The 12,509-nt window shown below is 68.1% G+C and carries 13 protein-coding genes; 7 read left to right on the top strand and 6 right to left on the bottom strand.

Annotation, left to right across the window (positions count from 1 at the left end; all coding sequences use genetic code 11):
- Positions 1–72: 72 nt before the first annotated feature.
- The gene (locus tag AC2IPW_RS02305) at positions 73–1,314 is read right to left on the bottom strand and encodes an oxygenase MpaB family protein (protein ID WP_486376192.1); all 1,242 of its coding nucleotides are present in this window, start codon (positions 1,312–1,314) and stop codon (positions 73–75) included.
- Positions 1,315–1,403: 89 nt separating this feature from the next.
- Between AC2IPW_RS02305 and AC2IPW_RS02300 the strand changes: the two genes are divergently transcribed.
- Positions 1,404–1,994, top strand: a complete 591-nt coding sequence (locus AC2IPW_RS02300; RefSeq protein ID WP_486376191.1) for a TetR/AcrR family transcriptional regulator — start codon at positions 1,404–1,406, stop codon at positions 1,992–1,994.
- 42 nt (positions 1,995–2,036) lie between these two features.
- Here the strand turns inward: AC2IPW_RS02300 and AC2IPW_RS02295 are convergent, their stop codons facing one another.
- A complete protein-coding gene (locus tag AC2IPW_RS02295; protein WP_416062546.1) occupies positions 2,037–2,402 on the bottom strand; it encodes an HNH endonuclease in 366 nt (121 codons plus the stop codon).
- Between the two features lie 154 nt (positions 2,403–2,556).
- Here AC2IPW_RS02295 and AC2IPW_RS02290 point away from each other — a divergent pair, with 154 nt between their 5' ends.
- Positions 2,557–4,347, top strand: coding sequence for an AMP-binding protein (locus AC2IPW_RS02290; protein ID WP_486376190.1), 1,791 nt, complete (start codon positions 2,557–2,559; stop codon positions 4,345–4,347).
- A gap of 399 nt (positions 4,348–4,746) precedes the next feature.
- Here the strand turns inward: AC2IPW_RS02290 and AC2IPW_RS02285 are convergent, their stop codons facing one another.
- Positions 4,747–5,196 (bottom strand): MarR family winged helix-turn-helix transcriptional regulator, encoded by a 450-nt coding sequence (locus AC2IPW_RS02285; RefSeq protein ID WP_416062543.1) that lies wholly within the window; start codon positions 5,194–5,196, stop codon positions 4,747–4,749.
- Between the two features lie 115 nt (positions 5,197–5,311).
- Here AC2IPW_RS02285 and couN point away from each other — a divergent pair, with 115 nt between their 5' ends.
- Genes couN through couM form a run of 3 tightly spaced genes read left to right on the top strand, consistent with a single transcriptional unit; the run spans position 5,312 to position 7,604 of the window.
- On the top strand, positions 5,312–6,223 hold the full coding sequence (gene couN, locus AC2IPW_RS02280; RefSeq protein WP_450119518.1) for a 4-hydroxyphenyl-beta-hydroxyacyl-CoA dehydrogenase: 912 nt from the start codon (positions 5,312–5,314) through the stop codon (positions 6,221–6,223).
- The gene (couO, locus tag AC2IPW_RS02275) at positions 6,220–7,110 is read left to right on the top strand and encodes a 4-hydroxyphenyl-beta-ketoacyl-CoA hydrolase (protein WP_486376189.1); all 891 of its coding nucleotides are present in this window, start codon (positions 6,220–6,222) and stop codon (positions 7,108–7,110) included. The genes couN and couO overlap by 4 nt, the downstream gene beginning before the upstream one ends.
- Positions 7,111–7,124: 14 nt before the next feature.
- The gene (couM, locus tag AC2IPW_RS02270) at positions 7,125–7,604 is read left to right on the top strand and encodes a p-hydroxycinnamoyl-CoA hydratase (protein ID WP_054373299.1); all 480 of its coding nucleotides are present in this window, start codon (positions 7,125–7,127) and stop codon (positions 7,602–7,604) included.
- 82 nt (positions 7,605–7,686) lie between these two features.
- Here the strand turns inward: couM and AC2IPW_RS02265 are convergent, their stop codons facing one another.
- Positions 7,687–8,244, bottom strand: coding sequence for a TetR/AcrR family transcriptional regulator (locus tag AC2IPW_RS02265; protein ID WP_486376188.1), 558 nt, complete (start codon positions 8,242–8,244; stop codon positions 7,687–7,689).
- A gap of 101 nt (positions 8,245–8,345) precedes the next feature.
- Between AC2IPW_RS02265 and AC2IPW_RS02260 the strand changes: the two genes are divergently transcribed.
- Positions 8,346–8,732 (top strand): SPW repeat domain-containing protein, encoded by a 387-nt coding sequence (locus tag AC2IPW_RS02260; protein WP_486376187.1) that lies wholly within the window; start codon positions 8,346–8,348, stop codon positions 8,730–8,732.
- Between the two features lie 91 nt (positions 8,733–8,823).
- On the opposite strand, the gene AC2IPW_RS02255 is transcribed toward AC2IPW_RS02260, so the two are convergent.
- Entirely contained in the window at positions 8,824–9,855 is a 1,032-nt protein-coding gene (locus tag AC2IPW_RS02255) for an aspartate-semialdehyde dehydrogenase (protein ID WP_003935349.1), read from the bottom strand.
- 3 nt (positions 9,856–9,858) lie between these two features.
- Positions 9,859–11,124 (bottom strand): aspartate kinase, encoded by a 1,266-nt coding sequence (locus AC2IPW_RS02250; RefSeq protein WP_003935350.1) that lies wholly within the window; start codon positions 11,122–11,124, stop codon positions 9,859–9,861.
- A 209-nt stretch (positions 11,125–11,333) separates the two neighbouring features.
- Here AC2IPW_RS02250 and AC2IPW_RS02245 point away from each other — a divergent pair, with 209 nt between their 5' ends.
- Positions 11,334–12,503 (top strand): low temperature requirement protein A, encoded by a 1,170-nt coding sequence (locus AC2IPW_RS02245; protein WP_486376186.1) that lies wholly within the window; start codon positions 11,334–11,336, stop codon positions 12,501–12,503.
- Positions 12,504–12,509 lie beyond the last annotated feature (6 nt).

Below are 12,509 nucleotides of genomic sequence, written 5' to 3'. Positions count from 1 at the left end.
GTCCGGCTTGCCGGAACAAGCCTAGCCGACAGCGGCGACGCGACCGTCCCGGCTGCCGAGCGGACGGACCGCTCAGCCGGGCAGCGCGCCGACGGCGGGCCTCGATGCCCCGAACTTCGAGGCGAGTTCACGCCGGGCGGCCCGGTCGCCGGCCCGTTCGAGGAACCGCCTGCCGGTGCGCGTGCGGGCGACCACCGTGGAGGCGACGACGTTCTTGACCAGCACGGCAGGAACGGCCCAAGCCGAGGCGACGGGCAGATCCAGCTCCCGCAGGCTCTGCGTCCCGAGGAAGTACCGGAGCATGCTCAGCAGGCGCTGCCGCTCGTACCGGCCGCGCACGTCGCCGAACCTCCCGTAGTCGAGGGTGCGCTGGCCCTCCACGAGGGCTCCGGACAACGCGGCACCCGCGGGCGTGACGTCGTCCTGCACCAGCAGCACGTGGTAGTTGAACACGTGCTGCTCGCGTTCGGTGTCGAACAGCCAGTCCTCGTCGATGCCCATGAGCCATCCGACGTACTTCCACAGGTGCATCACCGCCCGGGACTCCTCACGAGTGACGTAGTACCCGAGTGCCCGCATGCCGAGCAGCAGCGTGCCGTTGAACAGCCCGAGAGTTGCCGCCTGGTCGGTCTGGTTGATCGGCAGACCCCAGCGTTGGACGTCCCATCGGCCGTTGGTCTCGAACTGGTGGTTGATCAGCGCATGCATCGCGCGCACGTGCACCGTGAGCTTGAATCCCTGACCGTTCCTGCGCATCCCGCCCGGCTCGCCGACCGCGGTTCCCCACTTCTGCGTTTCGCCGAGGCGCCGCATTGCGGTCGAACCGGTCAGGCCCCCGGTCTCGACGAGCAGATCCGGCGGTCCGCCGAACCGGTAGCCGCCGATGAGCGACAACTGGAGCAGCACGTCGATGCGGCTGCGGCCCATCCTGCGGAAGGCCCGGGCGCCCTTCTCCAGCAGGTCGAAGTCCACCCACTCCGGGAGGTCGTCGACCACGGCGAAGAACCGCCGCAGAGCCTCCGGCGCATCCGGCACCGCGTCGATGCCGTGCTCGAGCGCCCGATGGAACTGCGCCATGCTCACCCGCTCGGCGTCCGTCCGGGGGCGGCGCATCGCATGCACCAGATCGGCGCCCACCTCGTCGCGGGCGAACATCCGCCGGCCGATCCGGTCGAGCAGTTCCTCGTCGACGGCGTCGATCCGCGCGTAGGCGCGCAGGGGGCGTCCGATGCGCTGGTTCCTGGGCCGGATGCCGGCGTACCGGCTCGGGTAGCGGGCCGCCTGCGGGTCCTGCCGAATCTCGTGTGCCACCATGAGCCGATGCTGACACGAGCAAATACTCGCGTTCAATTCGCGTTCGGGCGGCGCCGGTGAGGCCGGCGGAGCAGAATCGGCTGCGCCGGGTGCCGCAACAACGCCGCTCCCAGGCGATGGTCGAGCGCATCGTGACCGCCGGCCGGGAAGTCCTGCTCACCCACGGCTACGAGGGCGCCTCCACCAACCGGATCGCCGCCGCGGCCGGCATCAGCCCCGGCTCGCTGTACCAGTACTTCCCCGGCAAGGACGCCATCGTGGCCGAAGTCGTCGACCGGTGGACCGAGGAGGTGCAGACTCGCATTTCGCACGTGTTCACCGACGCGCTCGACGCCCCCACCTGGACCGAATCGGTGCGGACCAACATGCGGGTGTTGCTCGAGGCGCTCGGCGAGAACCCCCGACTGCTGCGCGTGCTCGTCGAGCAACTCCCCCGCACGCCGGACAGCCGGCTGGTCGCGTTCGAACACCGCATCGACGCGCTGCTGGCGATGTGGCTGCGCTTCAACCCCGGCCGGCGCCGGATCGAGCATCCCGATGCCATCGCGTGGATGCTCGTCCGCACCGTCGAGAACGTCGCGGTCGGTTATGTGCTCGATCAGCCACCGATCGAGCCGGACGTGGTCGCGGACCAGCTGACAGCCATGATCACCGCCTACCTCAGAGAGATCCTGTTCTGACTCCTCGCCTCCATCGTTCCGCGACGACCCACCCCGCACGCCTCAGCAGCTGCTCCGGCAGCGTCGCAGCTGGCCGGCCAGGTATCGCTTGGCGCGGCGATGTCCACCCACGCTGTCGAGTTCGAGGTCCAGCGCGTTCAGGAGCGTCGCGAGCAGGCTCGCCTGCGGGGCCCAGCCGTGCCGGTTCCGGCACTCGGCGAGCCACTCGACCGGACCCCGGTGACCGCGGTCGGCGTTGCATCGCCGACACGCGGCGGCCTCGTTGGCCGCGATGCTGGGACCGCCCTTGACTCGTGGCACGAGATGTTCGGTGGTCGGCGGAATCAACGGTCCGAACCGCCGGCCACACCACAGGCAGCAACCGTCCTGTCGTTCGACGGCGAGCGTGAGTCTGGCGGCGCGGTCCACCTGTCGATCCTGACCGAGTCGCTCCCCGAGCGCCAGTGCCCCTGTGGACTGCGATGCGGGGCCGAGCGTTGTCGTCCCGTTCGCTCAGGGATTACAGGCACTTGCAGAAGTGGCCCCGAGACAACTTCGACGTAGCTCGGCCGCCGGAATCTCCGTGTCGGAGATCATGTTCATCCGACAGGCATTCACGTTCCCCCCGCCGTACCATCTTGCGCGGGTGGGGTTCCGGGGGGATACGACATTCGAGGGGTCCGAACGACAGTTCGGGATCTGGACGGCTTCACGCGCAGTTTTCCTACTTGTATCACGCCGTCATGCAATTTCGGTTCCACCGAGGGGGGTCATGCATTCTCGCCACATCGTCGTCACGTCCGGACATGCACTTCTGGACGGGCTGGCCACTTCATGCTTCGAGTGCCCCGATCGGATCGCGGCGACCGATCTGCGCTCGTCGTCGCAGCACTCGTTTTCCGGCATCCAGCACGCGGCCGAGTCCGCAGGGACGCACCTGCACCAGTTGGGTGTACGGGCAGGCGACAACGTGGTGGTGACGCTGCCGCTGGGGGTCGAGCTGATCGCGTACTGCTACGGCGCATTCATGGTGGGAGCAGTCCCCGCGTTCCTCGACCCCAACCAGCCCCCGGACATGCTGGCCGCGTGCCTGACCGACCTCGAAGCTCCTGTGTGGGTCTCCGAGCTGCCTTGTCCCGGAGTGGATCTCTACGACGGCATCGTCTGTGCCCCGACGAGCGCCGGCTTCGACATCGATCACCTCGGTACGGTTCTGCCCGACCCGAGTCGGAGCGAAAGGCAGTGGGACATCGCCGATACCGTGTTGTTGCTCTACACCAGCGGAACCACGGGCATCCCCAAGGGTGTGCCGTGGACCTCGCGCGAACTCGCCTCGCAGATGCGCTACTACCGCAGCGACGAGATCTCCTCCGAGTTCTGCCTGTTTCCGCACCTGGCGCTGGTGGCCGTGGTCATGGGCCGACGCGTGGTGTTGCCGGACCTGGCCACCGTTCAACCCGCCCGTCTCGACGTCGCTGCGCTCTACCAGCAGCTGGCCGGCTCGAGCAGCGACTACCTGTTCGCTTCGCCACTGGTGTGGCATCGCCTGATCACCTATACGGATCAGCATCACCTGCCCGCCCCGGCGTTGCGGCGGGTGGCCACCGCGGGTTCGGCCATCGGTGCCCGGCTGGTCGAACGCATGCAGGACAGGCTCGCCCCGGCCGAGGTCGTGGTGCCGTATGCGAGCACTGAAGCGTTGATGCCGATCACCCTGATCGGCGCCGACGAGCACGTATACCGTTCGAAACTCGGAACCTGGACGGGCAAGGGCACCCCGCTCGGACGGCCGGCCGCGGACATGGACGTCGCTGTCGTCGAACCGCAGCTCGAGGGGCCGTACTTCGACGTAGCGCTCGACGGCCTCCCTGCCGACCGGACCGGAGAGATCGTCGTTTCCGGCGCTCGGGTGAGCACCACCTATTTCCACCGCGACGACGCCGTGCGCGCCGCCAAACTTCGCGACACGGGAACCGGTGAGATTTGGCATCGTACCGGGGATTTCGGCTATATCGATCCGTCGGGCCTGGTGTGGTACCTGTGTCGTGTAAAGGACGTCGTCGACTCCCGACACGGCCCGATCCATCCCGATGCGCTCGAACAGATGTGGAACATGGTCACCGGGTTCCTGCTCAGCGCAGTGGTGCATCTCGAGGATCTCGACCGCCTGTTCTACGTCTTTCCCCACGACGAGGATCCCCGCGCCGTCGACCTCGACACCATGGCCGCCCTCGCCCAGCGACTGCACTTGCCCCGGCCCACCCCGGTGCACCTGTCCACCGCGCTACCGACCGACCCGCGGCACAACAGCAGGATCGACCGCGGGCAACTGCGCCGCCTCGTCGAGCACCTCGTCGCGACGGAGGGCCTGTGACCACTACTTCCGTCGTCGAGCATCCGTCCGAGATCATCGACACCTACCTGCGCGTGTGTGCCGACGAGGACCGTTTCGTGGCTCAGTCCGTCGCTGCGTTCGACACCGTCGGCCTGAACGGTCCGGTTCTCGACTGTGCCGTCGGTACCGGCTTCGGCACCCTCCGACTGCTCGAGGCCGGCTACCCCCTGGTGTGTTCCGACGGCAGCGTGGACATGCTCCGCCGATTTCGGCTCGACTGCGCCGAGGCCGGTCTGCCCCACGACGCCGAGACGGCTGGAGCGCACGCCGGTCCGCACCTCAGCCAGCTCGTCAGGCTGCTGATACCCCGCCGACCCTCGATGGGTCGACACCTCCATACCCCGGACGCCCCGTCCGCGCTCGGCGACGAGCGGGCAGTCACCGGACGGCGTCCACCGACTCAGGAAATACCATGCGGCCCAGCACCTTTCGCATTTCGTCGAGCAGCGCCGGGTCGGCTCCGGCGAAATGCCGCGCCGACACCTCCTCGCTGAGTCGGCGCGCCTCGTCGCAGAGCTTTCGGCCCTCGTCGGTGGCGACGACGAGCTTGTTGCGCCGGTCTCCCGGATCAGCAGTACGGGCGACGAGATTCCGGCTCTCGAGTTCGTCGACGATCGCGACGATCTGACTGGGGTCGAGCCCCATGTCCGCGGCGATGCGGCGCTGCGCCACACCGGCAGGTTCGTCGCATGCGAGGGAGAGCACCGTATAGGGGCGCACCCGCAGCCCGAGCGGGGCGAGGGCCTCGTTCACCGATCGCACCACCATCGCACTGGCACGCGTCAGCAGAAATCCCAGGTCGTCCTCGAGGACGCGTCGACGTTCCATTCCGGCAGCCTTTCGTCGCGACCCTCAGGGTATCAGTTCCTCAATCGTTGACATTTTCAATAGTAGATGTTCCCATGTGATTGGGAGTACATCGGTTCGAGCAACGGAGGATCTCGTGGACCTCAGCAACAAAGTCGCCGTCGTCACCGGTAGCGGACAGGGCCTCGGCCTTGCCTACGCCACCGAGCTGGCACGTCACGGCGCCGCGGTCGTGATCAACGACGTCGACCAGGGCACCGCCGATGCCGCCGTCGCGACGATCACCGCCGCGGGTGGACGCGCCGTCGCCGTCGTCGCCCCGGTCGGGCCGACCGAGACGGCGAAGCAGCTCGTCGCCGCCGCGGTCGAGCACTTCGGCCGCCTCGACGTGATGGTGACCAACGCCGGCATCCTGCGCGACAAGGTGCTGTGGAAGATGACCGACGACGACTTCGACGCCGTGATCGACGTGCACCTGCGCGGCACGTTCACGTGCGTGCGCGAGGCCGTGCTGCGCTTCCGTGAGCAGGGCGACGGCGGCCGCATCATCGCCATCGGTTCCCCGGCCGGGCAGCGCGGCAACTTCGGGCAGACCAACTACTCCGGCGCCAAGGCCGCCGTGGTCGGGATGGTCCGCACCTGGGCGATGGAACTGCAGCGCGCCGGGATCACCGCCAACGCCGTGTGCCCCGTCGCCGTCACCGCGATGACCGAGACCGTGCCGATCTTCGCGCCCTACATCGAGCAGATGAAGCAGACCGGTGAGCTGCCCGCGGTGATCCGCCGCGAGGTCGGCATGGGCACCCCGCAGGACGTCGCCGGCCTGATCGCCTTCCTCGCCTCCGACGACGCCGCCGACATCACCGGGCAGGCGTTCTCCGTCGGCGGCGACCGCCTGGCGCTGTGGTCGCACCCGCAGCTGACCGCCACCGCCTTCCACGACGGCGGCTTCTCCGCCGACGACGTGGCCGCGCAGTGGCCCATCGTGTTCGCCGACCGCGTCGAGTCCGTCGGCGAGGAATTCCCCGAGGAGGTGCTCGCCAAGTGAGCCGCTACGAATACGGGATCGACTTCGAGGCGATCGAGGCGATCGACATCCACACCCACGTCGAGATCGACGGCTGCGGACACCGCTCCATGGACGACGAGCTGATGGCGGCCTCGGAGAAGTACTTCAAGTCCGGCGAGGAACGCACCCCCACCATCGACTCCATCGCCGAGCACTACCGGCAACGCAACATGGCCGCCGTCGTGTTCACCGTCGATGCCCAGTCCGCCACGGGCCACGCCCCCAACTCGGTCGAGGAGATCGCCGAGCTCGCCGCCACCCACAACGACGTGCTCATCCCCTTCGGCTCCGTCGACCCACTGCAGGGCAAGGCCGCTGTGAAACGGGCGCGCCGCCTGATCGACGAGTACGGCGTCAAAGGCTTCAAGTTCCACCCCAGCATGCAGGGCTTCGAGCCGAACGACCGGCAGTTCTACCCCCTCTACGAGGCTCTCGTCGAGGCCGGCGTGCCCGCCCTGTTCCACACCGGCCAGACCGGTATCGGCGCCGGAATGCCCGGCGGGCACGGCATCAAGCTGCGCTACTCCGACCCCATGCTGCTCGACGACGTCGCCGCCGACTTCCCCGACCTGACCATCGTCATGGCCCACCCCGCGGTACCGTGGGTCGACGCGCAGATCTCCATCGCCACCCACAAGGCCAACGTCTACATCGACCTCTCCGGCTGGTCCCCGAAGTACTTCCCGCCGCAACTGGTCAAGGCCGCCAACACGATGCTGCGCCACAAGGTGCTGTTCGGCTCCGACTTCCCCGTCATCCAAGTGGATCGATGGCGCAACGATTTCGCCACTCTCGACATCAAACCCGAGATCGCCCCGATGATCTTCAAGCAGAACGCACTGCGCGTTCTCGGCATCAAGCGCTGAGCACAGGAGGCCCCATGACCATCCCCGCCACCTCCACCACCCACGTCGCCACCCTGGCCGACCTCGAGGCATTCGTCGGGCAACCGCTCGGCGTCAGCTCGTGGATGGCGATCGAGCAGGACCGGATCCAGACCTTCGCCGACGCCACCGACGACCATCAGTGGATCCACCTCGACGTCGAGCGGGCGAAGAAGGAGAGCCCCTTCGGTGGGCCCATCGCCCACGGCTACCTGACGCTCTCCCTGATCATCCCGATGTGGAGCGAGGTCCTGAAGGTCGACAGTGTCACTATGGCCGTCAACTACGGCCTGAACAAGGTCCGCTTCACCAATCCCGTGCCCGCCGGTGGCAAGGTCCGCCTCGACGCGACACTGAAGTCGCTCGAGAAGCTGCCGAAGGGCGGCGTGCAGATCACGATCGACGGCATGATCGAGCTCGAGGGCAGCGAGCGGCCCGCCGTCGTCGTCGAGGCGGTCTACCGCATGTTCGAGTAGCGGCCGCCGCCTGCAGTCGAGCGAATGCACCCTTCCGTCGATCTACAAGGGGGAAGGGTACATTCGCTCGTTTCAGGCCGCCTCACGGTTGCACGAACGCGGGCAGCAGCGTCTGCGCGACCCGTTCGTTCCAGCCGGCGTCGATGTCACCGCTCCGGGCCCGTTCCGCGAAGTAGGCACCGACGATGCAGTCCAGAAATGTTTCGACGTCGAGGTCGGCTCGCACGAGTCCCCGCGTGATGTGGTGTCGCACGACCTCGGTCAAGGTGCTGCGGTGGCGCACGAGTACCGAGCGGATGAGACCGGTGAACGCGGGATCCGCATCGGTCACCAGCGCAGCGAGGCCGCCGAAGCCGACGCCCCCGTCGACCGAACGCAGGGACTGCTCGGCCAGCCACGTGAGCACCTGCTGCGCGGTGGCATCCGGCGCGGGAGGCGACGGTTGCGCGATCGGCTCCATCACCGCAGTGAGCATCTCGTCCCGGTCGCGGTAGCGGCGGTAGATGGTGGTGCGGGCCATGCCCGTGTGTGCGGCCACGGCCTCGATCGTCACCGCCTTGGGCCCCTTGCGACGCAGCAGCTCGAGCACGGCGTCGGCGATGCGTTCCTCCGGCGTGGCAGTGCCTTCACCCGACCGCATGCACCACTCCGTCCGCCGTCCCGACTTCGACGATCATCCTACAACAGCGCTACACTCTATGTAGCTACGAAACATGTAGCGATTCGAAGAGAGGTGCGCACATGAAGATCTCGAACTCGTTTGCCGGAGCGATCGCTCTGGTCCTGGGCATCGTCACCATGACCGCGTCGGTGTGGTTCGACACCACCGCCGTCGGCTCCGGCGTCACTCTCGGACTGGGTGCCATCGCCGCGATCTACGCCCTGTGGTCGCTGATCGCCCGTGATCCCACCAAGGATCACTGGTCCCTGTCCGTCGTCGGCCTGATCCTGTTCATCTCGCCCTGGATCGGACAGTTCGCCGGCGACGGAGCAGCCTGGACCGCGTGGATCGCGGGCGCGCTCATCATGCTCGTCGGCAGCAGCGCGTACCTCGCCGACGAGTCCGCCGACGTCACGGCGTCGACCCGGGAGCAGGAACGCCGCGCCTACGCATCGACGGCCCCCTGAGAAGACTCACCGAGAACGCCCACCGAGAACGCCGAAGGGGAGGTTGCCGGCGACGTGTCGCGGCAACCTCCCCTTCGAGCGTCCGAAGAACCTACACCAGCAGCTCGGCGATCTGAATGGTGTTGAGGGCAGCGCCCTTCCGCAGGTTGTCCCCCGAGACGAACAGCGCGAGTCCGCGACCGTCCGGCACGCCCGGGTCCTGCCGGACCCGGCCCACCAGCGACGGATCCTGGCCGGCGGCCTGCAGCGGCGTCGGAACGTCCACGAGGCGCACGCCGGGGGCGTTCGCGAGCAGTTCCTTCGCGCGCTCCACCGACAGGGGACGTTCGAACTCGGCGTTGATCGACAGCGAGTGACCGGTGATCACCGGCACACGCACGCAGGTACCCGAGACCAGCAGATCCGGCAGCCCGAGGATCTTGCGGGACTCGTTGCGCAGCTTCTGGTCCTCGTCGGTCTCGCCGCTGCCGTCGTCGACGAGCGAACCCGCGAGCGGCAGGACGTTGAACGCGATCGGCGCGACGTACTTGTCCGGGGCCGGGAAGTCGACGGCGCTGCCGTCGTGCACGAGCTTCTCGGCGTCGCCGATGACGGCGCGGGCCTGACCGAGCAGTTCCTCGACGCCGGCGATGCCGCTGCCGGAGACCGCCTGGTAGCTCGAGACGATCAGCCGCTGCAGGCCGGCCTCGTCGTGCAGCACCTTCAGGACCGGCATCGCGGCCATGGTGGTGCAGTTCGGGTTGGCGATGATGCCCTTCGGCGGGTTCTTCGCCTCCTGCGGGTTGACCTCGCTCACGACGAGGGGCACCTCGGGGTCCTTGCGCCAGGCCGAGGAGTTGTCGACCACGACCGCCCCGGCGGCGGCGAACCGCGGCGCCTGGGCACGCGAGAGCGTCGCACCGGCGGAGAACAGGGCGATGTCGATGCCCTTCAGGTCCTCGTCGGAGGTCGCCGCGGCGTCCTCCACGACGATCTCCTCACCGCGGAACGGCAGCTTCTTGCCGGCCGAGCGGGCCGAGGCGAAGAACCGCACCTTGTCGGCGGGAAAGTTGCGCTCCTCGAGCAGGGTGCGCATGACGATGCCGACCTGGCCGGTGGCACCTACGACAGCGATGGTGGTCATGATCTACCGTCCCGTTCCGGCGTGGACGACGGCTTCCTCGTCACCACCGAGTTCGAAAGCGGCGTGCAGGGCGCGCACCGCGTCGTCGAGTTCGGTGTCGTCGACGAGCACCGAGATACGGATCTCCGAGGTCGAGATGAGGTCGATGTTGATGCCCGCGTCCGCGAGAGCCTCGCAGAACTTCGCCGTGACGCCCGGATGGCTCTTCATGCCGGCACCGACGAGCGAGACCTTGCCGATGTGGTCGTCGAACAGCACCTGGGTGAAGCCGATCTCCTCCTGCTGCTTGCTCAGCAGCTCGACGGCACGCGGGCCGTCGCTCTTGGGCAGGGTGAAGGTGATGTCGGTCTTGCCGGTCTCCACCTTGGAGATGTTCTGCAACACCATGTCGATGTTGATCTCGGCCTCGGCGACGGCGCGGAACACCTTCGCGGCGTAGCCGGGAGTGTCGGGCAGGCCGACGACGGTGACCTTGGCCTCGCCGCGATCGTGCGCGACGCCGGTGATCAGAGCCTCTTCCACGGGGATGTCCTCCATCGATCCGGACACGATGGTGCCGGGCTTGGTGGTGTACGACGAACGAACGTGCACGGGCACGTTGTAGCGGCGGGCATACTCGACGCAGCGCAGCATGAGCACCTTCGCGCCGCAGGCCGCGAGCTCGAGCATCTCCTCGAACGAGACCTTCTCGAGCCGCTGAGCGTCCTTGACGATGCGCGGGTCGGCGGTGAAGACGCCGTCGACGTCGGTGTAGATCTCGCAGACATCGGCGTCCAGCGCCGCGGCCAGGGCGACGGCGGTGGTGTCGGACCCGCCGCGGCCGAGGGTGGTGATGTCCTTGCTGTCCTGGCTCACGCCCTGGAAACCGGCGACGAGGACGATGCTGCCCTCGTCGAGCGCGGTCCGGACGCGGCCGGGGGTGACGTCGATGATCTTCGCGTTGCCGTGGCTGCCCGTCGTGATCACGCCGGCCTGGGAGCCGGTGAACGAGCGTGCCTCGGCGCCGAGCGAGTGGATCGCCATTGCGACCAGGGCGTTGGAGATGCGCTCACCGGAGGTGAGGAGCATGTCCATCTCACGCGCCGGCGGGGCGGGGCACACCTGCTGAGCGAGGTCGAGCAGCTCGTCGGTCGTGTCGCCCATCGCCGACACGACCACGACGACGTCGTTGCCCGCCTTCTTGGTCTCGACTATCCGTTCAGCGACGCGCCGGATCCGCTCGGCCGTCGCGACCGAGGATCCTCCGTACTTCTGGACGACGAGTGCCACGCTGGCGAACCTCCGGGGTCTTGGGTGCAAGTCCAGGGGACCAGCTTACCGATGCGGCCCGGAGGGATGCGGCCCGACCTGCCCCGCCACCCGGCAGCCGTCCGATCCCGGCCTGCGGCGAGGGCCGGAACCGTCGGGCGTGACAGCAGTCTCGGGCGGTGACAGCATCTCCTGGCGTGAGCATCGGCAGGCGCCTCCAGGTCCGAGCGGTGGACGAACGTTCCTCCGCCTCCCCCATCGAGTTGTTCTTCGATCTCGTGTTCGTCTTCGCTTTGACCCGGGTCACCGACCTCATGGCGGTGGACACCAGCGGCGTCGACGTGCTGCGCGCCGCCCTCGTCATGGCGGTGCTGTGGTGGGTGTGGGTCGGCTACTCGTGGCTGGGCAATCTCGCCCGGGCCGACGAGGGGCTCATGCGAGTGGTGATGTTCGCCGCGATGGGGGCCGTGTTCGTCGTCGCCCTGACGATTCCCGAGGCGTTCGACGACATGCCGGGTGGCCTCGACGGACCGGTGATCTTCGCGGTCGGCTACTTCACCGTGCGCCTGATCCACCTGTCGACGTTCCTCGTCCTGAGCCGGGACGATCCGCCGCTGCGGCGGCAGGTGCTCCGGTTCCTTCCGAGCATGCTGGCGGGAACGGCGTTCCTGCTGATCGCCTCGCAGCTGTCCGGACCCGCACAGACGGTGCTGTGGATCCTCGCCCTGGCGGGCGACTACCTCGGCACCCTGGCCGGGGGCACCGGATGGCGGCTGCGCTCGGTGAGCCACTTCGCGGAGCGGCACGGACTCATGGTGATCGTCGCCCTCGGTGAGTCGATCGTCTCGATCGGGATCGGCGTCGCGGCGTTGCCGATCTCCTGGGCGATCATCGTCGCGTCGCTGCTGGGTCTGTCCGTCTCGGCGCTGCTGTGGTGGGCGTATTTCGACGTCACATCCCTGGCCGTCGAGAAGGCCTTCGACGCGGCGACCGGGACTCGGCTGATCCGGATCGCCCAGCGTTGCTACAGCTACGCCCACCTCCCGATGGTGATCGGAATCGTCATGCTCTCGCTGGGCCTGAAGAAGATCCTCGCCTACGTCGGGGACGGGAACCATCATCGGCTCACCGATCCCCTCCAGGGCTGGCCGCTGGCCGGCCTGTACGGCGGGGCCGCGCTCTATCTCCTCGCCCTGGTGTTCTTCCGCGCCTACGCGGATGGTCGCGTCGAGGTTCCCCGGGCGGCGACGGCGGTCGTCCTGCTCGCACTCCTTCCCGTGGTGGGGCACGTCCCGGCGCTGGCGACCCTCGGCATCCTGGTGGCGGCGCTGCTCGTCCTCATCGGGTACGAGACCGTCCGTTATGCCGAGCCGCGCGAGACGATCCGTCACGGGGGCTGAGCCCGG

The organism is Rhodococcus sp. NS-SX18, assembly GCF_057367935.1.
This window is presented reverse-complemented; position numbering and strand designations above follow the sequence as displayed.